The organism is Elizabethkingia sp. YR214 (assembly GCF_003058195.1).
Lineage (GTDB): Bacteria > Bacteroidota > Bacteroidia > Flavobacteriales > Weeksellaceae > Elizabethkingia.
On record NZ_QBUH01000003.1, the window covers coordinates 169444 to 194422 of the forward strand.

The window sequence follows — 24979 nt, forward strand, 5'->3', positions numbered from 1 at the left end:
TAATAAAAATCTAAACAGGACATAAAATCGGCGAAAGGCTCAAACTGTTGATGGATAAAGGTTTGCGGGTATTCGATTCTTTCAATTGATTTTATTTATAAAAAATAAATTATGGCTTTAATAAAGGAATTACTGGGGAAAACACCGGAGTTTGGAGAGAATGTTTATCTGGCAGAAACTGCAACGATAATTGGTGATGTTAAAATGGGTAAAGACTGTAGTGTATGGTTTAATGCAGTTATCCGCGGAGATGTAAACAGTATAAGGATAGGTAATCAGGTAAATATTCAGGACAATGCAATGATCCACTGTACTTTCGAAAAAACCGAAACCATTATTGGTGACAATGTTTCTATTGGTCATAATGCAATTGTTCACGGATGCCAGGTACATGACAATGTCTTGATTGGTATGGGAGCTATTGTAATGGACGATTGTATCGTGGAGAATAATTCGATTGTTGCAGCCGGAGCTGTTGTTACCCAAGGGACACATATAAAAGCCGGAGAAATCTGGGCAGGAGTGCCGGCAAAAAGAATAAAATCTGTTTCTGTAGACTTGCTGGAAGGAGAAATTCACAGAATATCGAATAACTATATCAAATACTCTTCGTGGTATAAAGAAGGCGGAGAATAAGCTATTGTTAATTGGAAGAAATTTATAAACCTGAGCGGGTTAAACAACTTTTTAATCAAATGTCGGATACGTACGAGAGGATGAATTTTATTACATCCTTTGGGTTTTCTATTCGATGGAGAAGGCAGTTTTTAGAGAAGTTAAAATCATCTAAAGATTCGCTGCAGGTATTAGATTTACTATCAGGGCTTGGTGAGAACTGGAATTATCTTAAAAACAAATTTCCTAATGCTACGTTTTCTGCATTAGATTTTTCAGAGCAAATGGTTCTGAAGTCAGAACAGAAATCTCGCAAGGTGTTTAACCAGAACTTTAAACAATATTGCGAAGATGTATTGGAAAATACACTTCCTTCAGAGACCTATGATGTTGTTTCGTGTGCATACGGAATGAAGACATTTAACCAACAACAACTTGAAATTCTTTCTAAAGAATTATATAGAATAATGAGATCCGGAGGTGTATTTAGCTTTGTAGAGGTATCAAAACCAAATAATAAAATTCTTTATAGTTTTTATAAACTTTATTTGAAGAGAATAATCCCAATACTAGGAAAACTTTTTCTGGGAAATCCTAATGATTATAAAATGCTTTGGGTTTATACTGAGAGATTTGAAAATAGCAAAAAAGTTAAAGAAATATTCGAGAAACAAGGATTTGAAATTCATTATGAAAATTATTTCTTTGGTTGTGCCTCTGGAATTAGCGGAATAAAACAATAGCTTGTTTTCTTGTTAAATATCAGATTGCTTTTCGCTTTTTTATGCCTTAACTTTGATGAAACTTTTTCATTCATTGGAGGCACTCGTTGAATTACTTGAACATACAAACAGAAGCGTATTTTTAACAGGTAAAGCAGGAACAGGTAAGACTACCTTTCTTAATAATTTTGTAAAAAACACACGCAAAAAACATATCGTTGTCGCACCTACAGGTATTGCGGCTATTAATGCAGGAGGAGTAACTATACATTCGTTGTTCACAATTCCACCACGAACTTTTGTACCTACTACAGAGCATATAGATCGTAATTTGGCCATGAATATCAACGATCTTTTTCCACATTTTAAATACAGAAAAGACAAACTAAAACTGTTCCGTGAGATTGAACTGATTATTATAGATGAGGTATCAATGCTGCGTGCTGATGTTTTGGATATGATGGATCATTCGTTGAGACATGTCCGCAGAAATCAATTGCCTTTTGGAGGTGCACAGTTATTGTTGATAGGAGATTTGTATCAGCTGCCACCAGTTGTAAGAGATGACTCGGAAAGGATATTGTCCAGATTTTATAGCTCACCATTTTTCTTCTCGGCTAAGGCTTTGCAGGAAGTTCCTTTGGTTACAGTAGAACTAATGAAAGTCTACCGTCAGCAGGATGAAGGATTTCTTGAAATTCTGAATGCAGTCCGGGATGCTGATATTCGGGGTCTTGATTTTGAAAAATTAAATTCCCGATATGAACCGGACTTTGAACCAAAAGATGAGGCATATATCTACCTGTGTTCGCATAACCGGATAGCTGATAATATCAATCAGAAAAGACTGGCCGAACTAGGCGGTAAAACCAAATTCTATAAAGCAGCTGTTGTAGGAAGTTTTAGTGAAAGCCAGTTTCCCAACGAGGAAGTTTTGGAGCTGAAAGTAGGGGCTCAGATTATGTTTATCAGAAATGATACTTCACCGGAAAAGAAATTTTATAACGGTAAACTTGCTGAGATTTCTTATATCGATGAAGATGTTATAAAAGCTGTGCTGGATGGTACGGAAGAGGAAATAACGCTGACCAAAGAAACCTGGGAACAGAAAAAATATTCTCTGGATGAAGAAAAGAATATTAAGGAAGAAGTGCTGGGGAGTTTTGAACAATATCCGATACGCTTAGCATGGGCTGTTACAATACACAAGAGTCAGGGGCTTACTTTCGATCGTGTGATTATAGATGCTGGTAAATCTTTTGCCAGTGGGCAGGTGTATGTGGCGCTCAGCCGTTGTCGCACATTGGAGGGAATTGTACTGAAATCGAAAATAACTCCGGAAGTTATATTTAGTGATCACAGGATTGAAAATTTCCAAAAATCGACCAACGCCAATGATATTCTGGAGCAGATTCTGGAGCGGGAAAAGTATGATTATACGCTGCACAAGGTACAAATGACAATAGATGCCGCATGGTTAAAAGATTCTTCTATTACCTGGATGGCATCTGCACTTTCGGCTAAAGGATTGGATCAGGAGAAAGTAAAAAATCTCTCACAGATTTTTAAAATAGAAAGTGAAAAGCTCTTTGGTATCTCTGAAAAATTTAAAAAGTTTGTTCAGCAAAAATCCAGAAGCTTTATAGCCGGAAATATTAAGTGGACAGAAATAGAAGAGAAGTGTAAAGGAGCTGTAAACTTCTTTTACACGAATATTGCAGAGCAGTTTTTATTACCACTAAAAGATTATTATTCCGAGACAAAAGGTGTTAAAGGATTAAAGGCCTATAATGAAGAAGTAAAATCCTTTATAGATGATCTTGAAGAATATATCGACAGATTAAAAGAATCTTATTTGCTGGACGTTCCTTTGTTCGATAAAGAAAAGGAACTGGATACTTCGGCTAAAATGATGAAGAAGCCTACGCATATTATCACCTTTCAGCTATTTGAAGAAGGAAAAACACCAGGCGAGATTGCTAAAGAAAGAGGATTGGTAACATCTACAGTATATGGACATCTTGCAAAGATGGCTGAATTAGGACTTGTTGAGATGGAGCGGATCTTTGACAGGAAAAGAATAAAAATATTTGAAGATCAATATCTTCAGGAAGCTTTTGACAATCTGTCGGACTGGAAAAAAGCATTACCAGACGAATTTGAATTTCATGAAATCAGGATTCTATGGAATCATTTCAATCATAAATACGAGAATAAAAGTTAGATAACAGAAAATAAAATTTCAGGCATTAAATCTAAAATTTTAAAGAAATGACTTTACAAAATTTAAAATACTCGGTATTGGATTTGGCTTATATAGCACAAGGCAATACAATTAAACAAACGCTAAATAACTCACTGGATTTAGCCAGATATGTAGAGAAGCTGGGGTATACCCGTTTCTGGCTGGCGGAACATCATAATATGGTCAGTATTGCCAGTTCGGCGACTTCTGTATTGATTGGTTATATTGCCGAGGGAACCAATACTATTCGTGTAGGTTCTGGAGGCGTAATGTTGCCTAATCATAGTTCGCTGATTATAGCAGAACAATTTGGGACACTAGAGTCCCTGTATCCGGGAAGAATAGATCTGGGGGTTGGGCGTGCACCGGGAACGGATGGTTATACTGCTATGGCTTTGGGGAGGAATCCGCAGATTATTAATGAGCAGTTTCCGAGACAGATTTCAGAATTGCATACTTATTTCTCAGAAGAAAACAAAAATGGACAGGTAAGAGCCATTCCGGGAGAAGGGTTGAATATTCCTGTTTATATACTGGGATCTAGTACAGATAGTGCATGGTTGGCTGCTGAATTAGGATTGCCTTATGCATTTGCCGGGCATTTTGCTCCCGATCAGATGAGTATGGCGTTTAAGATTTACAGAGAGAATTATAAACCCTCGGATAGATTTCCGGAACCTTACATTATTGCGGCAACCAATATTATTGCCGCAGACACAGATGAAGAAGCAGAATATTTGTCTACAACTTTATATCAAGCATTTGTAAACCTTGTCCGGAATGACAGGAAACCAGCCCAGCCACCTGTGGAAGATATGGATACAATCTGGTCGCCAATGGAAGCAATGCAGGTTCGCCGAATGCTTTCCCTAAGTATCATAGGAAGTAAGGAAACGGTTCAAAAGAAGTTAAATGATTTCCTTGAAGTATACCAGATCGATGAATTAATGGCTGTTACCAATGTTTATGATCATAAAGCAAGGCTGAGATCATATGAAATTTTGAAAGAAGCGATTACAGGCTAATTGATAAGAAACAAAATTTAGAAGTACAAAAAGGAGAAGGCTTTTTATCGTTTCCTTTTTGTACTTTGTTTTTTATAATCATATATCAACGTCCTGAAAAATAATGAATTATTTCATAAAATCTTTACAGACTTTGCGGTAAAATAATTCAGACAGTTTTTTAAATTTGTGAAGATTAAAATCTATGCTTAAATATTTATCCCTATCCGTACTTAGCGGATTGTTGTTCGCAATATCGTGGCCTGCTCACGGAATTCCTGTATTTATATTCATTGCCTTTGTTCCACTTATGCTGCTGGAGCATCATCTTGCTAATTTCAGTACAGTAAAAAGGAAAAAACTTGCAGTATTTGGATTCAGCTTTCTAAGCTTTTTCATTTGGAACATACTTACTACATGGTGGTTATTCAATTCTCTAATGCCGGATGGTAGCCATTCCATCATAGCTGTAGCAGTACCTACATTGCTTAACTCTACAATGATGTCGCTGGTATTTCTGTTCTATCATATTTACAAAAAAAGGATAGGAACCTATCTGGGGTTGGTCTTTTTTGTAGCCTTATGGATTTGTTTTGAGAAACTTCACACCAGTTGGGAGCTCAGCTGGCCATGGCTTACGCTTGGAAATGCATTTGCAGGCTGGCATCAGTGGGTGCAGTGGTATGATACAACAGGAGTCTTCGGAGGATCTTTATGGATTCTGACAGCCAATATTGCTGCTTACTATACATACCGACTTTTCCAGGTAACCAGGAAGAGAAAGGAACTCATAAAAAATACAGCAATTTTCCTGGCCATTATATTAGTTCCGCTGAGCTTATCTCTGGTAAAGTATAATCAGATAAAACTTACTTCGGATAAAACAGTTAATGCAGTCTTGTTACAGCCAGAACTTGATCCTTATGCAGAAAAATATAGCAAGGATAGTGTTACGATTGTAAATGAATTACTGGATATAGCCAAAAAGAATGCAAAAGGGAAAGTAGACTTCTTTATTGCTCCCGAAACCGCAATTCCAGGCTCTGGAGGGCTTAGTGAAAATGGATTTGCCCATAGTTATGTTCTGAACAGCATACAGGATTTTACAAAACAATATCCGCAATCGGTATTTCTAACTGGAGCCTCCACCTATAAAGTTTATCCAAACGAGGAAAAAGCTTCTGAAACAGCTTATCTTGTAGGAAATGTTGGTGTGTGGGTTGATAGTTATAATACGGCATTGCAAATTGCTCCGGGACAAAAGATAGAAACTTATCATAAAGGTAAACTGGTGCCTGGCGTAGAAAGCTTCCCATATATTACAGTACTAAAACCTTTGTTGGGCGAGGCTATGCTAAATTTTGGAGGAACAATAGCATCATTGGGAAGTGATAAAGAAAGAAAAGTATTTTCCAATCCTTATAACACGGCTAAAGTAGCTCCTATTATTTGTTACGAGAGTGTTTATGGAGAATATGTAACAGAATATGTAAAGAATGGGGCTAATCTATTAGCTATTGTTACCAATGACTCCTGGTGGGGTTATTCGCCTGGTCACCGACAGCTATTAGCTCTTGCAAAACTAAGAGCAATAGAAACGCGTAAAGAAGTTGTGCGTGCTGCAAATAGTGGTACAAGTGCCCATATCAATGTCAGAGGGGATGTTGTAGAGAATCTTCCTTATGGAGCTCAGGGAGCAATTCAGGTAAAAGCAGGGATTTTTGAAGGAGAAACGCCTTATGTGAAATACGGAGATGTAATTTATAGAATAGCATTATTTGTATTTGGTTTTCTGTTTATCTATTTTTGGTCTCAAATCTATTTATCAAGTAAAAATAAAGTCAAGAAATAATGCAAAATATAGTTGGCATAGACATAGGCGGATCACATATTACCTTAGCACAGGTAGATCCTGAGAAACATGAAATTATTACTTCTACTTATGTCCGCGAGCGTGTAGACTCTTTCGCAGATCCTGAAACGATTTTCCATGCCTGGGTTTCCGGTATTGAAAAGGCTATAGGAGATTTAAGAAAAGAGGAACTACTTATCGGTATCGCTATGCCGGGACCTTTCGATTACGAAAATGGTGTTTCACTAATGCTACACGGGAAATTTCTTTCCATTTATGATGTAAATATTAAGGAGGAATTGGCGCGCCGTTTAGAAATAAAAACCAATCAGATCCATTTTATCAATGATGCTGCTGCTTTTTTAGAAGGAGAAGTATTTGGAGGATGTGTACAAGGACACGGAAGAATTTTCGGAGTTACACTGGGTACAGGCTTGGGGACTACATTTTATAACGGAACAGTAGCTACAGACGAAGATTTGTGGAATTCACCTTTTCATGAAAGCATCTGTGAGGATTATCTTGCAACAAGATGGTTTGTAAACCGTTATGCTGAACTTACAGGAGAAACAATTACAGGAGCTAAAGATCTGCTGGATAAGCCAGAAGAACTGCGGAATAAAATGTTCGATGAATATGCAGATTCTTTTGCAGAATTTATACTGAAATATGTAAAGTATTATGATCCCGAAGTTCTAGTGATCGGAGGTAATATTTCTAAAGCATATCCTTATTTTGCTGAACGTTTAAATCATATTCTTGAGGAGAATCGGATAGAACTGAAAATTGAAATATCTGAAATTTTTGAAGATGCAGCAATTCTCGGAGCAGCTAGTTATGCTTTGAAAATGAAAAACTAAAACCTGTTACTGTTAAACTATGAGAAAAAAAATTATTGTAACTGTTCTGTCACTTTGCAGTTATTTCTCCTTTGGACAAGATCTTAAACCTGTAGATTATGTAAACACCCTTATGGGTACGCAGTCTAAACATTCTCTGTCCAACGGAAATACATATCCGGCAGTCGGTTTGCCATGGGGAATGAATCTATGGACGCCACAAACCGGGAAAATGGGTGACGGCTGGGCTTACACTTATGATGCAGATAAAATAAAAGGCTTCAAACAAACCCATCAGCCATCACCATGGATGAATGATTATGGTGCATTTGCCATAATGCCGGGAGTTGGTAAACCAAAATTCAAAGAAGATGAACGAGCCAGCTGGTTTAGTCATAAGGCTGAGGTTGCGACACCTTATTCCTATAGCGTGTATCTGGCGGATGCAAATGTAACTACAGAGCTTACACCAACAGAAAGAGCTGCTTATTTTAAGTTTGATTTTCCTAAAACAGATAGTGCATACGTAGTAATTGACGCGCTGGATAAAGGTTCATATATTAAAATATTACCTAAGGAAAAGAAAATTATTGGTTATACAACCAGATATGCAGCAGGTAAATATGAAAATTTCAAAAATTACTTTATTGTTCAGTTTGATAAAGATTTCGATCTGACATCAGCATGGAAAGATAATGCACTGGTGAATGATCAGTTGGAGATCACAAGCAATCATGCAGGAGCGATTGTAGGTTTTAAGCTTAAAGCAAAAGAGTCCATTTATGCCAAGGTAGCATCATCTTTTATTAGCTTCGAGCAAGCCGAAATTAACCTGAAAAGAGAAATTGGGAATCAGTCTTTCGCTCAGGTAAAAAATAATGCTAAAGATATCTGGAGCAAAACATTGGGTAAAATTGAGGTGAAAGGGGGAACAGATGAACAATACAGAACGTTCTATTCTGCAATGTACCGTACTTTGTTTTTCCCGCAAAAGCTTTATGAAATAGACGCTCAGAATAAAATAAAACACTGGAGTCCTTATAACGGGAAAATCTTAGATGGAAGAATGTTTGCAGGAACAGGCTTCTGGGATACTTTCCGGGCTTTGTATCCGTTCCTAAATCTGGTATATCCAAGCATTAATGTAGAAATGCAGGAGGGGTTGGCTAATGCGTTCAAAGAAGGAGGTTTTCTTCCGGAATGGAGCAGTCCTGGATTTGCAGATGTAATGATTGGTAATAACTCCGCCTCCGTGGTTGCAGATGCTTACATAAAAGGGCTTAAAGGCTATGATATCGAAACATTGTGGAAAGCTGTTGTCCATGGTGCGAATAATGAAGGTCCTATGGATGCTGTCGGAAGAAGAGGTGTTTCTTACTACAACTCTTTAGGTTATGTTCCTTACGATGTACAGATTAATGAAAATGCTGCACGTACATTGGAATATGCTTATGATGACTTTGCAATTTACCAGTTAGGAAAAGCACTTGGAAAACCTGAGTCTGAAATCGGTATTTTTAAGAAAAGGGCTTATAACTATAAAAATGTTTTTGACACCTCTACCGGAATGATGAGAGGTAAAAATAAAGACGGAAAATTTCAGTCTCCTTTTAATCCGTTTAAATGGGGTGATGCTTTTACAGAGGGTAACAGCTGGCATTATACCTGGTCAGTATTTCAGGATATTGACGGATTGTCTAAGTTAATGGGGGGTAAAAAGAAATTTGAAGCAAAATTGGATGAGGTATTTTCATTACCACCAGTTTTTGATGATTCTTATTATGGATCTGTAATTCACGAAATCCGTGAGATGCAGATTATGAATATGGGGCAATATGCACATGGTAATCAGCCGATTCAGCATATGATCTATTTATACAACTATGCAGGAGCTCCTTATAAGACACAATATTGGACACGTCAGGTGATTAACAAATTGTATAAGCCGACACCGGACGGGTATTGTGGAGATGAGGATAATGGACAAACATCAGCATGGTACGTGTTTTCGGCTTTAGGCTTCTATCCGGTAACACCTGCTACGAATCAGTATGTTTTGGGAGCTCCGTTGTTCAAAGAAGCAACGATCCACTTGGAGAATGGTAAAAAAATTGAAATTAAAGCACCACAAAACAGCCAGGAAAATATATACGTGGAATCTTTAAGAGTAAATAACCAGCCATATTCTAAAAACTGGTTAAATCACCAGGAATTATTGAAAGGAGCAGTGCTGAATTTTGATATGAAAGCACAGCCTAATAAAGAAAGAGGTTCACAGGAAAAAGATTTTCCTTACTCTATGTCAACAGAAAAATTATAACAGAGATATTTAATATATTATGAATACTGAAAAAACAGAAATCTTTAACAGAATAGAAAAAACACTTGGAGAACAAGGGTTTAATATTGTAGCAAAAGATGATAGCAGGCCTTGGGGAGGCTTTTTTGTAATCGAAGAAAAGCAGGCTCAGGATTTCGCTAATCAATATTTTGACGGAATTGATGTAGAAAGCCTTAAGATAGGAGGGAAGCTAAGTCCTAAAATTCTTTTGGTTGCTCCTCAGGCTCGATTAAGCTGGCAGTATCACCACAGAAGAGCTGAGATTTGGCAGGTAGTGGATGGTGTTGTAGGGATTAAAAGAAGCAATACTGATGAAGAGGGCGATTTAAAAGAATATAATCCAAAAGATCAGGTAAAGCTTGAACAGGGAGAAAGACACCGCCTGATCGGATTAGACGGATGGGGAGTAGTTGCCGAGATCTGGCAGCATACAGATGCTAATAATCCGTCTGATGAAGATGATATTGTAAGGGTACAGGATGATTTTGGAAGATAATTTTAAACTTTCATATTCATCGTAACCGCTCATTATATCGTGAACGATAAGTATTCTGAAAAGATTTTCAGGAAAATAAAATATAAAATTTTGTGTGTTTGAAAAAAAATACATAATTTTGCACTTCAATTTGAATAAGTAGTAAAAGACTAAAGATATGTCAAAAATTTGCCAGATAACAGGTAAGCGTGCAATGGTCGGGAACCACGTTTCTCACGCCAATAATAAGACCAAAAGACGCTTTGAGATTAATTTATTGGAAAAGAAATTTTACCTTCCGGAGCAAGAGAAGCACGTTACTTTGAAAGTATCTGCTCACGGATTGAGAGTTATTAACAAGATTGGTGTTGAGGAAGCTATTGAAAGAGCTACTAGAAACGGATTTATTAAATAATTAGAAAATGGCAAAGAAAGGTAATAGAGTGCAGGTAATATTAGAGTGCACTGAGCATAAAGAATCCGGAATGCCGGGGATGTCAAGATACATCACAACAAAAAACAAAAAGAATACAACTGAAAGATTAGAGTTGAAGAAATTCAACGCTGTTTTGAAGAAGTATACTGTTCATAAAGAAATTAAATAACTTCTTAAAATAATAAGACAATGGCTAAGAAAGTTGTAGCAACCCTTCAGACATCATCTAAAAAAATGACTAAAGTGGTTAAAATGGTTAAATCACCGAAGTCCGGCGCTTACGTTTTCGAAGAAAAAGTAATGAACGCTGATGAAGTAGATGCATATCTTAAAAAATAATTTAAGTTAAGAACTTAACATACAGAAAACTACCTATTTAGGTAGTTTTTTTTATATATTTGTTTTATTAAACATTTAATATGAAACCATTCAGACGTATTTTAGTGTTCAGTTTGCTGCTGGGTTTTATAATAGCGTCTGGTCAAAAGAATGTTGAAATGATACAATTTAAAAATACTGAGTCGGTATTTCAGATCAAAGGACTTTCTCAGGTAGTTGAAGTACCTCTGGGTACTTCTAAAATGCTTATTTTATCAGGACAGGTTCCTGTTAATCAGAAAGGAGAAGTTGTCGGTACAGATATTAAAACACAAACACAGCAGGTATTTCAGAATATCCGTGCTGTTTTGGAGCATTGCGGAGCAAGCCTTAATGATATTGTAAAGCTAGGAATCTTTACTACTGATATTTCTAAAATAGCCGAATTTAGAGAAGTCAGAGATCAGTTTATTAATACCGAAAATCCGCCTGCAAGTTCTCTTTTAGAGGTAAAAGGACTATTCAGGAAAGATGTATTTATAGAAGTAGAAGTTACGGCAATTGTTAAAAATAAATAATATTTAGCTAAGTGAGTTGGTTTAAAAAAATATTCAAAAAAGAAGAAAAAGAATCTTTAGACAAAGGATTGGAGAAATCCAGTCAGTCATTTTTTGATAAGGTAAGCAGAGCTGTTGTTGGTAAGAGCAAGGTTGATGATGAAGTTCTGGATGATCTTGAAGAGGTACTAATTGCATCTGATGTAGGTGTGGAAACTACTGTGAAAATCATCAGAAGAATTGAAGATAGAGTAGCTAAAGACAAATATGTAAATGTAGCAGAGCTTAATAATATTCTTCGTGAAGAAATATCAGGTTTACTTTTAGAAAATCCACATGCCGGAACGCAGAATATAGATAAGACTAAAAAGCCTTATGTAATAATGGTAGTGGGGGTAAATGGTGTTGGAAAAACAACAACGATTGGAAAGCTTGCTCATCAGTTTAAATCAGAAGGGCTGAATGTTGTTCTTGGAGCTGCAGATACGTTTAGAGCTGCTGCAGTGGATCAGTTGGTAATTTGGTCTGAAAGGGTAGGTGTGCCGATAGTAAAACAGGCTATGGGGTCTGATCCTGCATCTGTTGCTTTCGATACAGTCCAGTCTGCAGTATCACAAAATGCAGATGTTGTAATTATAGATACGGCTGGCAGACTTCATAATAAGGTAAATCTTATGAATGAGCTTTCTAAGATTAAAAGAGTTATGCAAAAGGTTATTCCGGATGCTCCACACGAAGTACTCTTAGTATTGGACGGATCTACGGGACAAAATGCCTTCGAGCAGGCAAAACAATTTACAGCGGCTACGGAAGTTTCAGCTTTGGCAGTTACTAAACTGGATGGGACAGCTAGAGGTGGAGTAGTTATTGGTATTTCGGATCAGTTCCAGGTACCGGTGAAATATATAGGTGTAGGAGAAAAAATGCAGGATCTGCAGCTTTTTAATGGTACAGAATTTGTTGACTCTTTCTTCAAAAAGAGAGAAGAAAATTAATTTGCAGTTTTTAATTAAATTCTGCTAAATTTGAGATAACAAAGTTAAACTATTTTATAATCTATTAAAAATCACAAAATTATGGGCTGGATTACATATATTGTATTTGGGCTTATTGCTGGGGCAATCGCTAAAGCAATACATCCGGGTAAGGATCCGGGAGGCTGGTTGATAACTATTCTTCTTGGTATTCTAGGATCTATTTTAGGACGTTGGATAGCTGGCGCAATAGGCTGGTATGCAGCCGACAGTTTCTGGAGTTTCAAAAACTGGCTGTTCTCAATCGGAGGCGCAATTCTGCTATTATTTATCTATAATAAAGTAGTCTCTAATAAAGAGTAAGAATTTATTAATGTTTAATAAAAAAGTAAAGGCGGGAAAATTTCCCGCCTTTACTTTTTATCATTCTTTACAATGGCTATTCTATTTTCAGTACATATGGAAGTGCCATTTGTACTCCTTTATTATTAGGATTGTTAATCTTCTGGAATAACTGATAGTTCTCTTTACCAAATTTTGTTTCTATGGCTTTAGCAGCAACATCTTCTTCATTCATGCTCTCGAAGAACTTTTCGAAATTACTCTTATCCTTAGGATAGCTTTTGATGCTGAAATCTTTGGTTTTAGCTAACCCTGCAGCATATTTTACGGCATCATCCAATGTGCCTATTTCATCTACCAGGCCTAGTTCTTTTGCTCTTGTGCCGGACCATACATGTCCCCCCCCAATAGCGTCTATTTCTTCAAAAGTCTTCTTTCTGTTCTGGGTTACAAAATAAACAAAACGCTTATAAGTTTGTTCAACACTTTTCTGCATCATATTTCTTGTACCGGGAGTCATACCGGAAATAGTAGAAAACATTTTGGAATTAACATTAGTCGCTACAACATCGGAACGAAGCCCATTTCTGTTAGCAAGTTCTTTAAAGTTCATTACCAGTCCAAATACTCCGATAGAACCTGTTAATGTGTTGGCTTCTGAGAAAATCTTTTGTCCGGCCATAGCAATGTAATAACCTCCGGATGCAGCATAATCTCCAAATGAAACAACTAATGGTTTCTTAGCTTTTAGTTGCTGCAATTCAAAAAGAATTTCGTCGCTGGCATTAGCGCTTCCTCCAGGTGAATTAATTCTAAGGACTACTGCTTTTACATTGTCGTTCTTTTCAATCTTTTTTATTTCTTTAATGAAGTTTTCAGAGTAGATACCTGTATTTCCTTTTCCGTTGAAAATCTCTCCGGAAGCATAAAGAACAGCTACCTGGTCTTTGGCGCTAGAGCTGGATGCATTTTTATTCACATACTCAATATAATTTCCAATAGATACTTTATTAAGATCGTCTTTAGCTGCAACTTTTAATTTGCCTTTAATAAGATTATCATATTCTGACTTCTGAAGAAGTTTGTCAACCAATTTACTTTTTAGAGCATATTCAGGTATAATACCATAAAGGCTGTCTGTAGTTGTTTTTAATTCTTCGGCGCTAAGCTTTCTGGAAATTTCTATTTTTTTAGAAATATTACCCCATAAATCATTTAGTAAGAATGATAATTGCTCCTTGTTTTCATCGGAGATCTTATTTGTTAAATAAGGTTCTACAGCGGATTTGTATTTTCCATGACGGATAACATCTGCTCCGATTCCATATTTATCGAATAAATCTTTGAAGAATACAACTTCAGTAGAGAGACCTTTTAATTCTACACCTCCGGTTGGGTTCAGGTAATACTGATCGGCTACAGTAGAAAGGTAATATGAACTTTGGGAGACATTATTTCCATAAGCATAGACAAACTTCCCTGACTTTTTAAAATCCTCCAGTGCTTTTCTGATATCATCTATTTGTGTGATACCGGCAATGGTTCCGTCAGTTTCTATAGAGATACCGGATATCTTCTTGTCATCTTTTGCTTGTTTGATAGCATTTAATATATCGGAAATTTTTAGACTACTGTCATTCCCTAAATCAAATATCGAACTGGAAAGCTCCGATGTAGATTCAATAATATTCTCTTTTAAATTAATGGTTAGTACAGAATTATCTTTAACATTTACGCTACCTTTGCCGGACATGGACGAAATGAGGATGAACAGGAATAATCCTATCATGCCTATAAATCCTACTATAAATATGGCAATAATATTGGCCATAACGGTCTTGAAAAAATTTTTCATCTTTTTAAAAACTGTAATTTTTGTAATATGTCGTCAAATAACGTGATTTTGTTACTAGGAAGCAATATTAATTTTCCGGAAAAAAATATTGATATTGCTATAGAGTTGATCAATAATAGATTAGGGAGTATAATTGCAAGTTCTTCAAAACTTATAACTGATCCTGTAGAATTTGACAGTAAGAATATTTTTTGTAATATTGCCGTGTTAATAAAAACACAATTCTCACCTGTTCAATTATTAAAGAATATTAAAGAAATTGAACATGAAATGGGAAGAGAAGAAGACTCTTTTGTAAAAGGTAGATATGAAGATAGGATAATTGATATAGATATTGTAGAATTTGGTAATATCAGATTTTATTCACAAAAATTAATGATCCCGCATCTGAAACACTTATATGAAAGAGATTTTTCGAAGGAGTTGTTAACAGAATTAAACACAAATATTGAAAGAAAATAATGTTGAAGTTCTCATTCAGTATTATTTGACACAAAAATCATTTATTAACTTAAAAACAAGATTTATGAAATTAAATTTTGCAAGTGTGGCTTTGGCATGTGTACTGCCAATTGCAATGTATGGCCAGGATTCTACGGCTGTGGCGAAGACAACTGCTCAGGGACAGTATCCTAATGCGTATACATCTGGCTCTGCCAATGTATCTCCTTTTACTAACAAATCTAAAAGATTTAACGATTGGTCTATTTCTGCCGGAGCAGGTACCGTTATCATGAAAAGTGGTAGTCTTTATTCGCTTCATGATGAATCTGGATCTAAAAAATTATTTGGCTGGACAGCTTATTTTAGTGTAGACAAAGCTATTACTCATGCATTCGGCTTGAAGCTTCAGTATGACAAAGGAGAAACAAGACAAGGCTGGGTAAATACCAAAGATCATGTATCGAGCGGTCAGCCTGGAGGGAGAACACAATATGATGCGATTTCAATTTTAGGAGATGTTAATATTTCTAATCTTTTCAGAAGAGTAGACAATCAGTCTCCTTACAGATGGGCACTTCATGCTTACGGAGGTATAGGTACCATTGCTTACAGATCTTACCTACAAGAGCCTGGAAATTACAATCAGTCTTTAACAAAAGAAGTAAAGCCGTTTAAATTCAACTCATTCTATGCACAATTAGGTACTGGATTAAAGTACAGAGTTAGCAAAGCTTTTGATTTGGAAGGAAGAGTAATGTACTCGATTACCGGAGGAAAAGGCTTTGATGGTGCAAGAGGGAACTATGTAGATCCTGCCAGAGCTGGTAACAATGATATGGTCAATGCAACACTAGGTCTAACCTATAACATCGGAAAACACGAATCTCACTTATTCTGGCATGATCCATTACAAGAAATCTATTATAAACTTGATGTCTTAGAAAACAAAAATCAGGATCTTGAAGTATGTAAAAAAGGTGATGCTGATAACGATGGTGTATGTGATGACTGGGATAGAGAATTAAATACTCCTGCAGGGGCAAGAGTAGATGGTTCTGGTAAGGCATTAGATACAGATTTAGATGGAGTAATTGATCTTTATGATAAGTGTGTTACAGTTCCGGGACCAGTTGAAAACGACGGATGCCCTGTAAAAAAAGACAATAACCAGGTTGCAACGGAAGTAGAAACGGAATTAAAAAATGTGTATTTCCATTTTAATAAAGCAACAATAACAAATGAGTCAGGTGCAAAATTAGATGTAGCTGCTAACATTATTAAAAGCAACGGAGGAAACTATTTGTTAACCGGACATACAGATGCTAAAGGTAGTGCAGCATACAATCTTAAGCTTTCCAGAGAAAGAGCGGCGGCTGTTGTTGGAGCACTAGAGGCTAGAGGAGTGTCTTCTAATACTCTTAAATCGAAAGGAGTTGGTTCTGCTGATGCAACTGTTCCTGCTACAGCATCTGATGCTGAAAGAATGACGGACAGAAAAGTTACTGTAAGATTCGTAGATAATAACGAATGGAATAATCTTCCTAAAAAAGATTATAGCGATGTTTCTGTAAAAAAGACTAAAACTGTTAAAAAAGTGACTAAAAAGAAAAAGTAAATTTTTTATCATAAACTAAAATAGAGTACACATAATTGTGTACTCTATTTTTTTTAATCACTATGAATAGTGGTTTATATAATTTTATAACAGTTTGTTTATTGATTTTTAAATCGTAATTACTTTTATTAATAAATTTTCAAATAAAATAAAGAATTGTATAAGATTTGTCAGTAACAATATTTTTTGTAATATTGCATTGTTAATGAGAACATAAATTTTATCTGTTTATTTGTTAAAAACTGTTAGAAAAGTTGAAAATACGTTAAGCAGAAAAGAAAGGGTTTTATATTAAAAAGCTATGATATGCTGTTAAACAAAAAGTTTAGCTTTGCTTATACAGAATATCATCTTTGTATTATAAATATTCTTAAATGGAGGTTGATTAGCAAGACAAAACACAAACAGAAAAATAATGTTGAGTTCTCATTCAATATTATAAAGACGAAATCATTTATTAACTTAAAATACTGAATTATGAAACTAAATTTCGCAAGTGTAGCTTTAGCATTTGTATTGCCTGTTGCCATTTACGGTCAGGACTCTACAGCTGTCGCTACAACATCTGCAGCCCAGGGGCAATACCCCAACGCGTATACATCTGGTTCAGCTAATGTATCTCCTTTCACCAACAAATCTAAAAGGTTTAATGATTGGTCTATTTCTGCCGGAGCAGGTACGGTTATCATGAAAAGTGGTAGCTTAATCTCTCTTCATGATGAATCAGGTCCGAAAAATTTGTTTGGTTGGACGGCTTATTTTAGTGTAGACAAAGCTATTACTCATGCTTTCGGATTGAAACTTCAATATGACAAAGGAGAAACAAGACAAGGTTGGGTAAGTACTAAGGATCACGTTGCTAGTAGCGGTGCAGCCGGAAGAACACAATATGATGCGATCACAATCTTGGGGGATTTGAATATTTCTAATCTTTTCAGAAGAGTAGATAATCATTCTCCTTACAGATGGGCACTTCATGCTTACGGAGGTATAGGTACTATTGCTTACAGATCTTATTTGCAAGAGCCTGGACCTGCTTACAACCAGTCTTTAACAAAAGAGGTAAAGCCATTTAAATTAAACTCATTCTATGCACAATTAGGTACTGGATTAAAGTACAGAGTTAGCAAATCTTTTGATTTAGAAGGAAGAGTAATGTACTCGATTACCGGAGGAAAAGGCTTTGACGGAGCAAGAGGAAGCTATGTAGACCCTGCCAGAGCTGGTAATAATGATATGATCAATGCAACATTAGGCCTAACCTATAACATCGGAAAACATGAATCTCACTTATTCTGGCATGATCCGTTACAAGAAATCTATTACAAACTTGATGTCTTAGAAAACAAGAGTCAGGATATCGAAGTATGTAAGAAAGGTGATGCTGATAACGATGGTGTATGTGATGATTGGGATAGAGAATTAAATACTCCTGCAGGAGCAAGAGTAGATGGTTCTGGTAGAGCTCTGGATGTAGATTTAGATGGAGTAATCGATCTTTACGATAAGTGTGTTACTGTTCCTGGTCCACCAGAAAATAATGGTTGCCCTACGAACAATCAGGTTGTTACTGAAGTTTCAAGAAGCTTGGAAGGTATCGAATTTGACTTAAATTCAGATAGAATTCTTTCTTCTAATACTGCTATCCTAAACAGTGCTGTTAACTATATTAACTCATCCGAAATGGGTTCTAAATATACAGTTGTAGGTGCTGCTGATGCAAGAGGTACAGTTCAGTATAACCATAAATTATCTCAGAAAAGAGCTAATAATGTAAAGAACTATTTAATCCAGAACGGGGTTCAGTCTTCAAGATTAGATGCTGTAGGACATGGTAAGAGTGATCTTAAATATCCTGAATGTAATCCTGCAAGCAAATGTCCTGAATGGAAAAACAGAGCTAACAGAAGAGTTTATTTCCAACAGAAATAATTATTCTTAATAAGTTATATAACAGAAGGTGTGCTACTGGCACACCTTTTTATTTTTATATACCCCTGAAAAGCTTTAATTTTACCCGATGATTCCGAGCCGGTCTTATAATGAACAGATTCTAGATGAAACCCTTAAACAATTTTGGGGTTATGATCATTTTAGAGACCAACAGAAAGAAATTATTAAGTCTGTATTATCTTCTAATGATACACTGGCCTTATTGCCTACGGGAGGAGGTAAATCATTATGTTATCAATTACCATCTTTACTTCTGGAAGGTGCAACAGTGGTAATATCACCGCTTTTGGCTTTAATGAAAGAGCAGGTTCACGAGCTTAATCAAAGAGGTATTCCTGCAGCCTATCTTAGTTCCGAATTCGATGATGAACAAGAAGAACTTATTTATCAGAACTTAAAGAATGAAGAATATAAGCTGCTTTATGTTTCTCCGGAAAGATTGACCAATCGAAATTTTCTGGAAAATATTGCAGATACTAAACTATCACTTATAGCTGTAGATGAAGCACACTGTATTTCGGAATGGGGAAGTGATTTTCGTCCAAGCTACCAGAATATAAAAGATTTCAGACAGGCTTATCCATATCTTCCGTGCTTGGCATTAACAGCAACAGCTTCTGTTAAAGTGATGCAGGAAATTCAGCAAAAACTGGATTTTAAAAAGACAAATATTTTCAAAAAATCTTATAGAAGAGATAATCTTTATATTCAGATAAGAGAGCTTTCAGATAAGTATAATCATATTCTATATTATCTCAGAAGTAATGAGAAATCGGGTCTTATCTATGTGAGAACCAGAAAAGAAGCAGAGTATCTGAGTAACTGGTTAAAGATTAGTGGCATAGAACAAATAGATTATTATCATGCTGGTCTACCAGTAAAAGAAAAGCAAATACGCCAGAACTACTGGCTTAGTAAAAATAACTATACTCTTGTTTCCACCAATGCATTTGGGATGGGTATTGATAAAGATAATGTAGGATTTGTAATACATCTTTCTCCATCTCCGTCTATTGAAAATTATTATCAGGAAATAGGCCGTGCGGGTAGAAATGGACAAAATGCAGAAACTATTTTACTTTGGAATCAGAGTGAGCTTACCCAGATCGATGATCTAATGAGAAGTCAATTAGCTAGTAAAACTGATTACCAAAGAGTTTGTTCCTATGTTTATTCCTTCTGTCAGGTTGCAGAACACGAACTTCCGGAGGGTTTCTTTGAAATACAAACCAATAAGATTCAGAATCTTACCAAAATTTCCCGTCCTAAAATAGTATCCATTCTTCGATTCCTTCATAACCAGGAAATTATTTACCTGAAAGAATCCAAAGGAATGTCATCTCTGGAACTAAAATTCAATATATCAGAAGTTGAAAGCCTTGGAAAGAAAGACAGTTTCTTTGTGGAAAAATTATCCCGTGCATTAGATGGCGTTTCTACACACCGTACCTATTTTCGGGAGAAAAAGCTTACTGATAAGATGAATGTTGATGAGCAAACAATGCGGGTTCGTTTAAGAGAATTACACGAGAAGGGACTTGTAGATTACTTTGATGGTAATTCAGCCGGGATCAGGTTTCTGATGCCACGAAATGACAAAGAATTACAAAACAGATACTGGAATCTTTTTGCCAGTATTCAAAAAAATAAATTGCAGAAATGGGAGGAAATGAAATTTTTCATCAAGGATACCTCCTATTGCAAGATGAGGCTTATTCTCTCATATTTCGGGGAGAAAGAAACCGAAAATTGTGGAAAATGCAATTATTGCCTCACAAGTAAAATGGGAACCAGTGACAGAGAGTACAAAAAAATTATTTTTGAAGCTCTTATGCGGTCGCCAATGACTTTGGATGAATTAGCTGTTCATCTGAAATTTTATCCCAAAGATGAACTGTTGGAACACCTGAAAATTTTGTTAGACAAAGGTCAGGTCAGAATGTTGAATTATAAAACTTATACACTATAAATGAATAAACTAAAAGTTGTTTTTTTCGGAACACCAGATTTTGCTAGAGCTTCCTTAGAAGCAATTCATAATAGCAAGCATGAAGTTGTAGGTGTAGTTACTGTAGCAGATAAAGCCAGTGGAAGGGGGCAGAAAATTAATGAGTCTCCTGTGAAAAAATATGCTGTTGAACATCAGCTTGCGGTATTCCAGCCGGAGAAGCTACGTAATCCGGAATTTTTGAAAGAAATAGAGAACCTGAATGCAGATATATTTGTAGTTGTAGCATTCAGAATGATGCCAAAAGTATTATTCTCTATGCCGCGTCTTGGTACTTTCAATCTCCATGGATCTTTGTTGCCTGACTACAGAGGCGCCGCACCTATTAATTATGCAGTAATTAATGGCGAAAAGAAAACGGGGGTAACCAGTTTTTTTATCAACGAAAAAATAGATGAAGGACATATTCTTCTGCAAGAAGAAACTGATGTAGCTATAGATGAGGACGCGGGGCAGCTCCACGACAGACTTATGGATATAGGCGCCGGATTAGTTGTAAAGACCTTGGATGGTCTTGCAGAAAGTATTATAGAAGAAAAGCCTCAACCACAAGTGGAAAACCCTAAAACAGCATATAAAATCTTTAAAGAAGATACCCGTATTAACTGGGAGTATGATGTAGAAGTGGTGTATAATTTCATCCGTGGTATGTCTCCTTATCCAGCTGCATTTACGACTATTGAAATTTCAGGACAGCCTAAAACACTAAAAATATTTAAAGGTAAATTCGAGAAAAAACAACACGATAAGTCTGCAGGGCAGATTGAAATTGACAAAAATAGTTTTGCTGTTTATACACATGATGGAATTTACTATCCTGAAGAATTACAATTGGAGGGCAAAAAGAGAATGACACTGAAGGATTTCCTGAATGGATTTCAAAGTTTTGCAGATATAAAAATAGTTTAGTCCCTGATATGAAATTTAAAGAAATTTTTGCTTTTTCCCTGATAGGGATAATGGTGTTGGCAGGTGGATTATATTTTTACAGTAGCTGGAAAATGAAACAGGAGGTACAGGATGTTACTACAGGGAGTTTATTGTTCCGTAAAGTTTCCGGATTTTCTGGTAGCCAGGGAAGGAAAACATACTACACTGCCTATAGAGTAAATAAGATTGCAGGAGATACCATTTTTGTTAATCCGATAAACGAAGTGATGGCGGTTCCTTATTCTGTTTTGGGAGAAGAATCGTATTCTTTACTAAAAAAAGAGGGCAGAAAAGCTGTAATCACACCTCTTGCTTCGGATCGTGCTTTTTTTGAAAGTAATATATCTAGCGGGGAACAAGCAGAAAAAATATTTCCTGAGTTAAAGAAATCTCCTTTTTATTATTTCAAGGGTGAAACTGAAAAAGTTATGAGGAAAGATCTAATCACAGAACAGGTGATTAGGAGATGGACTAATGAGCCTTCTGTTAATAATAATTTCTCAAATACTTATTATCCGGAAGGAAATTTCCAGAGTATAGATGCTTTTGTAAAATAACCAATATAAACTATATAGGTTTATTAAGAAATAAAAAAAGGCCAGCAATAAAGAATTGCCGGCCTTTTTGTTTTATACCGTTAGTTCTACCAGTTCGCTAACCTCTACATCGTAACCACTTACGATTGGTCTTTGGTCAGGACTCTGAGTAAGAACCTTTAGATTGTTAATTCCTAAATCTTTCAGAATCTGGATACCGATGCCATAATCCTTATAGTTGGCTCTTATTGTAGGTTTGCCCTGGGTTCCGGATTGATAAGCCAAAAACTGTTGAAGCTTGTTCATTGTTTTTTCTGAATCCGATACATTGTTGATAAAAACAATGGCACCTTTACCTTCAGCGTTAATCATCTGGATTGCTTTTTCCATCAAAGGTTTTTCACCGTTAGCTAAACGGGTAAATATATCAAAGTAAGCACTGCTGGATTGTACTCGGATTAATACAGGTTCCTTATCTGCCCATTTTCCTTTTGTTATAGCATAGTGAATTTGGTCAGTATGTCTTTCTTTGTATGCATAGAAATTGAAATCTCCAAAATGCGTCTGAATTGCTTGCTCCTCGATTCTTTCTACAAGGTCTCCCTGCTTCATACGATACTGGATAAGATCTTCGATAGAAACAATTTTCAGATCATGTTTTTCCGAGAATTTCTTCAATTCCGGAAGTCTGGCCATGCTGCCATCTTCGTTCATAATCTCGCAAATGACACCACCTTCGTTCAGGCCTGCTAATCTTGTAAGATCTATTGAGGCCTCAGTATGTCCTGCACGTTTTAATACACCACCTTCTTTAGCACGTAAAGGGAAAATATGCCCCGGACGCATAAAATCAGTTGGTTTAGTATTAGGATCCATCATAGCCTGTATAGTTCTGGAGCGATCACCTGCAGAAATTCCTGTAGAATTTCCGTTGCCCAGAAGGTCAATAGAAACTGTAAAAGCTGTTTCTTTTGGATCACTACTGCGGCTTACCATAATATCCAGACCCAGTTCATCACATCTTTTTTCAGGAAGAGGAACGCAAACTAATCCACGGGCATGAACCGTCATAAAGTTTATCATTTCCGGAGTTACCAGGTCGGCAGCGCCAATAAGGTCTCCTTCATTTTCACGATCTTCATCGTCTACTACGACGATCATTTTCCCTTGGCGTAAGTGTTCTATAGCTTCAGGAATAGTATCGAGTTGGATTCTATCCATTTTTACTTGTATTATATTATTTTCCACAAATTTACTTATTCCGATAGCAATTCGCAATTTTTGAAAACTGTTTTAAATTTTTCTCTGTATGGATAGGCGTTCTTTATTGTAGGTGTCAGAACTTTTGGAAAAGATTCTTTAATGAATTTCAGAACAATTCTGCAAACTATGTAAGAAATATAGATACAAAAGAATTGTGTGCACACTATATTTGAGTATAGCTTTTGGATATGATTTTTAGTCAATTCATAAAATTTTCACAAAAAAGCATCCTAAATAAAACGAGACTTTTTAATAAAGTAAATATTTCTTATTTTTGCCGTCTAAAAATTTCAATTAATGAAGATTACGAATAAAAATCACGATGAAGTAAGTGCATTACTTACAGTGACACTGGATAAGTCTGATTATAAAGAGAAAGTTGAAAAAACTTTGCTTAACTACGCTAAAAATGCAAACATTCCGGGTTTTAGAAAAGGTAAAGCTCCTTTAAGTCTTATTCGTAGACAATATGAAGCAGGGGTAGCTTATGAAGAAATCAACAATCAGGTTTCCGATGCTTTAAACAATTATATTAATGAAAACAATCTTAGACTTGTTGGGCAGCCTGTGCCACAGCCGGTAGAAGAGTTAGATTATAATAATGACAACGTAACTGTAGCTTTCGAAGTTGGTTACGAGCCTCAAATTACTATTGATCTTGCTAAATATGAAGCACCTCACTACAAAGTAGAAGCTTCTGAAAAAGAGATCAGCCAGAGTATTGAGAACATGCAGAAGAGATTTGCAGAGCGTGTGCCTCAGGACAAAATGAACAAAGATTCTTACGTTGCTTTACAGATTGAGCAAGTTGTAGAAGAAGATGCAGAAGGGGAGCATCACCATGCACCTAAAAATGTTACAATTAACAAAGACAACAAAGAAGTTTACGCTGTAGTAAAAGGTAAAAAAGTTGACGAAAGTGCTATTGTAACTAAAGAAGATCTTCAGAAAGATGAAACTTTAGCAAAAGAATTAGGATTCGCTCAGGGAGAGGTAGAGCACCTTCACCACAACGAAGTAAAAGTTACAGTAAAAGAAATCTATTCTTTAGATTTAGCTGAACTAAACCAGGAACTTTTCGATAAAGTTTATGGTAACGATAACATTAAGTCTGAAGAAGAACTTAAGAACAAAGTAAAAGAAGAATTAGACGAATATTTCCAACAAAATGCAGATGTACACTATGTGAACAAAATGTTGGAACAAATTGTTGAAAAAGAAGAAATCCAGCTTCCTGAAACTTTCTTGATTAAGTGGTTAATGTTCAACAACCAGAACATTCAGTCAGAAGAGCAGGCTAAAGAAATTCTTGAAAACGAAAAAGCTCAGTTGAAATATCAGATCATCGAAGGTAAACTAATGAATGATAATGATGTTAAAATTGACTATGCAGATATTTTAGCACAATCCGAGCAATTGGTAAGAAACCAATTAGCTATCTATGGTATTCACCACCTTTCTGACGAAGAAGTTCAGAAATATGCTGTTGAAATGCTAAAAGATCAAGAGCAAGTAAGACAAATTTCTTCTGAAGTAGCAATGGCTAAATTGAAAGATACTATCCTTGAAAAAGGTGGTAAGAAAGAAGAGGTAATCTCTCACGACCAATTTATGGAAGAATTGAAAAAATAATTGATGTTGTTTTTCTATTTATA

General features: G+C 35.9%; 23 protein-coding genes. 21 read left to right on the forward strand and 2 right to left on the reverse strand.

Annotation, left to right across the window (positions count from 1 at the left end; all coding sequences use genetic code 11):
* Positions 1-111: 111 nt before the first annotated feature.
* From C8J95_RS06895 to C8J95_RS06960, 14 genes are all read left to right on the forward strand, one after another.
* Entirely contained in the window at positions 112-636 is a 525-nt protein-coding gene (locus C8J95_RS06895) for a gamma carbonic anhydrase family protein (RefSeq protein WP_107807717.1), read from the forward strand.
* A gap of 11 nt (positions 637-647) precedes the next feature.
* Positions 648-1358 (forward strand): class I SAM-dependent methyltransferase, encoded by a 711-nt coding sequence (locus tag C8J95_RS06900; protein WP_107807718.1) that lies wholly within the window; start codon positions 648-650, stop codon positions 1356-1358.
* Between the two features lie 55 nt (positions 1359-1413).
* Complete coding sequence (locus tag C8J95_RS06905) at positions 1414-3561, forward strand: helix-turn-helix domain-containing protein (RefSeq protein WP_107807719.1); 2148 nt, start codon at positions 1414-1416, stop codon at positions 3559-3561.
* A 47-nt stretch (positions 3562-3608) separates the two neighbouring features.
* Positions 3609-4607 (forward strand): LLM class flavin-dependent oxidoreductase, encoded by a 999-nt coding sequence (locus C8J95_RS06910; RefSeq protein ID WP_107807720.1) that lies wholly within the window; start codon positions 3609-3611, stop codon positions 4605-4607.
* 184 nt (positions 4608-4791) lie between these two features.
* The gene (gene lnt / locus C8J95_RS06915; RefSeq protein WP_107807721.1) at positions 4792-6438 is read left to right on the forward strand and encodes an apolipoprotein N-acyltransferase; all 1647 of its coding nucleotides are present in this window, start codon (positions 4792-4794) and stop codon (positions 6436-6438) included.
* Complete coding sequence (locus tag C8J95_RS06920) at positions 6438-7298, forward strand: ROK family protein (protein ID WP_107807722.1); 861 nt, start codon at positions 6438-6440, stop codon at positions 7296-7298. Before lnt ends, C8J95_RS06920 begins: the two co-directional genes overlap by 1 nt.
* A 19-nt stretch (positions 7299-7317) precedes the next feature.
* Positions 7318-9597, forward strand: a complete 2280-nt coding sequence (locus tag C8J95_RS06925; protein WP_107807723.1) for a GH92 family glycosyl hydrolase — start codon at positions 7318-7320, stop codon at positions 9595-9597.
* A 19-nt stretch (positions 9598-9616) separates the two neighbouring features.
* Entirely contained in the window at positions 9617-10114 is a 498-nt protein-coding gene (locus tag C8J95_RS06930; protein WP_107807724.1) for a phosphoheptose isomerase, read from the forward strand.
* A gap of 157 nt (positions 10115-10271) precedes the next feature.
* A complete protein-coding gene (rpmB, locus tag C8J95_RS06935; RefSeq protein WP_009085749.1) occupies positions 10272-10508 on the forward strand; it encodes a 50S ribosomal protein L28 in 237 nt (78 codons plus the stop codon).
* 7 nt (positions 10509-10515) lie between these two features.
* Positions 10516-10698 carry a 50S ribosomal protein L33 gene (gene rpmG / locus C8J95_RS06940; RefSeq protein WP_009085751.1) on the forward strand — a complete coding sequence of 61 codons (183 nt, stop codon included), beginning with the start codon at positions 10516-10518 and terminating at the stop codon, positions 10696-10698.
* Between the two features lie 20 nt (positions 10699-10718).
* Entirely contained in the window at positions 10719-10868 is a 150-nt protein-coding gene (locus C8J95_RS06945) for a DUF4295 family protein (protein WP_009085754.1), read from the forward strand.
* 158 nt (positions 10869-11026) lie between these two features.
* On the forward strand, positions 11027-11425 hold the full coding sequence (locus C8J95_RS06950) for a RidA family protein (RefSeq protein ID WP_255412739.1): 399 nt from the start codon (positions 11027-11029) through the stop codon (positions 11423-11425).
* Between the two features lie 11 nt (positions 11426-11436).
* The gene (gene ftsY / locus C8J95_RS06955; protein ID WP_059156793.1) at positions 11437-12399 is read left to right on the forward strand and encodes a signal recognition particle-docking protein FtsY; all 963 of its coding nucleotides are present in this window, start codon (positions 11437-11439) and stop codon (positions 12397-12399) included.
* Positions 12400-12480: 81 nt separating this feature from the next.
* Positions 12481-12741, forward strand: coding sequence for a GlsB/YeaQ/YmgE family stress response membrane protein (locus tag C8J95_RS06960; RefSeq protein ID WP_107807725.1), 261 nt, complete (start codon positions 12481-12483; stop codon positions 12739-12741).
* A 76-nt stretch (positions 12742-12817) separates the two neighbouring features.
* Here the strand turns inward: C8J95_RS06960 and sppA are convergent, their stop codons facing one another.
* Positions 12818-14575, reverse strand: a complete 1758-nt coding sequence (sppA, locus tag C8J95_RS06965; RefSeq protein WP_107807726.1) for a signal peptide peptidase SppA — start codon at positions 14573-14575, stop codon at positions 12818-12820.
* Between the two features lie 27 nt (positions 14576-14602).
* On the opposite strand from sppA, the gene folK reads away from it, so the two are divergent.
* From folK to C8J95_RS06995, 6 genes are all read left to right on the forward strand, one after another.
* A complete protein-coding gene (folK, locus tag C8J95_RS06970) occupies positions 14603-15037 on the forward strand; it encodes a 2-amino-4-hydroxy-6-hydroxymethyldihydropteridine diphosphokinase (RefSeq protein ID WP_107807727.1) in 435 nt (144 codons plus the stop codon).
* Between the two features lie 64 nt (positions 15038-15101).
* Positions 15102-16634, forward strand: a complete 1533-nt coding sequence (locus C8J95_RS06975; RefSeq protein WP_107807970.1) for an OmpA family protein — start codon at positions 15102-15104, stop codon at positions 16632-16634.
* Between the two features lie 477 nt (positions 16635-17111).
* Entirely contained in the window at positions 17112-18566 is a 1455-nt protein-coding gene (locus C8J95_RS06980; protein WP_107807728.1) for an OmpA family protein, read from the forward strand.
* An 88-nt stretch (positions 18567-18654) separates the two neighbouring features.
* Positions 18655-20556, forward strand: a complete 1902-nt coding sequence (locus C8J95_RS06985; protein ID WP_107807729.1) for an ATP-dependent DNA helicase RecQ — start codon at positions 18655-18657, stop codon at positions 20554-20556.
* Entirely contained in the window at positions 20557-21504 is a 948-nt protein-coding gene (fmt, locus tag C8J95_RS06990; protein ID WP_107807730.1) for a methionyl-tRNA formyltransferase, read from the forward strand. It abuts the gene before it with no gap.
* Between the two features lie 8 nt (positions 21505-21512).
* Positions 21513-22082 (forward strand): histidine kinase, encoded by a 570-nt coding sequence (locus tag C8J95_RS06995; RefSeq protein WP_107807731.1) that lies wholly within the window; start codon positions 21513-21515, stop codon positions 22080-22082.
* Positions 22083-22154: 72 nt separating this feature from the next.
* On the opposite strand, the gene ribB is transcribed toward C8J95_RS06995, so the two are convergent.
* Complete coding sequence (ribB, locus tag C8J95_RS07000; protein WP_045182141.1) at positions 22155-23282, reverse strand: 3,4-dihydroxy-2-butanone-4-phosphate synthase; 1128 nt, start codon at positions 23280-23282, stop codon at positions 22155-22157.
* Between the two features lie 339 nt (positions 23283-23621).
* On the opposite strand from ribB, the gene C8J95_RS07005 reads away from it, so the two are divergent.
* Positions 23622-24956, forward strand: coding sequence for a trigger factor (locus tag C8J95_RS07005; protein WP_107807732.1), 1335 nt, complete (start codon positions 23622-23624; stop codon positions 24954-24956).
* Positions 24957-24979 lie beyond the last annotated feature (23 nt).

Bases quoted from the DNA above. Each gene is read 5' to 3' on its own strand.
- C8J95_RS06895 (WP_107807717.1), top strand. From the start codon at position 112: ATGGCTTTAATAAAGGAATTACTGGGGAAAACACCGGAGTTTGGAGAG.
- C8J95_RS06905 (WP_107807719.1), top strand. From the start codon at position 1,414: ATGAAACTTTTTCATTCATTGGAGGCACTCGTTGAATTACTTGAACAT.
- C8J95_RS06910 (WP_107807720.1), top strand. From the start codon at position 3,609: ATGACTTTACAAAATTTAAAATACTCGGTATTGGATTTGGCTTATATA.
- lnt (WP_107807721.1), top strand. From the start codon at position 4,792: ATGCTTAAATATTTATCCCTATCCGTACTTAGCGGATTGTTGTTCGCA.
- C8J95_RS06920 (WP_107807722.1), top strand. From the start codon at position 6,438: ATGCAAAATATAGTTGGCATAGACATAGGCGGATCACATATTACCTTA.
- C8J95_RS06925 (WP_107807723.1), top strand. From the start codon at position 7,318: ATGAGAAAAAAAATTATTGTAACTGTTCTGTCACTTTGCAGTTATTTC.
- C8J95_RS06930 (WP_107807724.1), top strand. From the start codon at position 9,617: ATGAATACTGAAAAAACAGAAATCTTTAACAGAATAGAAAAAACACTT.
- rpmB (WP_009085749.1), top strand. From the start codon at position 10,272: ATGTCAAAAATTTGCCAGATAACAGGTAAGCGTGCAATGGTCGGGAAC.
- rpmG (WP_009085751.1), top strand. From the start codon at position 10,516: ATGGCAAAGAAAGGTAATAGAGTGCAGGTAATATTAGAGTGCACTGAG.
- C8J95_RS06945 (WP_009085754.1), top strand. From the start codon at position 10,719: ATGGCTAAGAAAGTTGTAGCAACCCTTCAGACATCATCTAAAAAAATG.
- C8J95_RS06950 (WP_255412739.1), top strand. From the start codon at position 11,027: ATGATACAATTTAAAAATACTGAGTCGGTATTTCAGATCAAAGGACTT.
- C8J95_RS06960 (WP_107807725.1), top strand. From the start codon at position 12,481: ATGGGCTGGATTACATATATTGTATTTGGGCTTATTGCTGGGGCAATC.
- sppA (WP_107807726.1), bottom strand. From the start codon at position 14,575: ATGAAAAATTTTTTCAAGACCGTTATGGCCAATATTATTGCCATATTT.
- folK (WP_107807727.1), top strand. From the start codon at position 14,603: ATGTCGTCAAATAACGTGATTTTGTTACTAGGAAGCAATATTAATTTT.
- C8J95_RS06975 (WP_107807970.1), top strand. From the start codon at position 15,102: ATGAAATTAAATTTTGCAAGTGTGGCTTTGGCATGTGTACTGCCAATT.
- C8J95_RS06980 (WP_107807728.1), top strand. From the start codon at position 17,112: ATGAAACTAAATTTCGCAAGTGTAGCTTTAGCATTTGTATTGCCTGTT.
- C8J95_RS06985 (WP_107807729.1), top strand. From the start codon at position 18,655: ATGATTCCGAGCCGGTCTTATAATGAACAGATTCTAGATGAAACCCTT.
- fmt (WP_107807730.1), top strand. From the start codon at position 20,557: ATGAATAAACTAAAAGTTGTTTTTTTCGGAACACCAGATTTTGCTAGA.
- C8J95_RS06995 (WP_107807731.1), top strand. From the start codon at position 21,513: ATGAAATTTAAAGAAATTTTTGCTTTTTCCCTGATAGGGATAATGGTG.
- ribB (WP_045182141.1), bottom strand. From the start codon at position 23,282: ATGGATAGAATCCAACTCGATACTATTCCTGAAGCTATAGAACACTTA.
- C8J95_RS07005 (WP_107807732.1), top strand. From the start codon at position 23,622: ATGAAGATTACGAATAAAAATCACGATGAAGTAAGTGCATTACTTACA.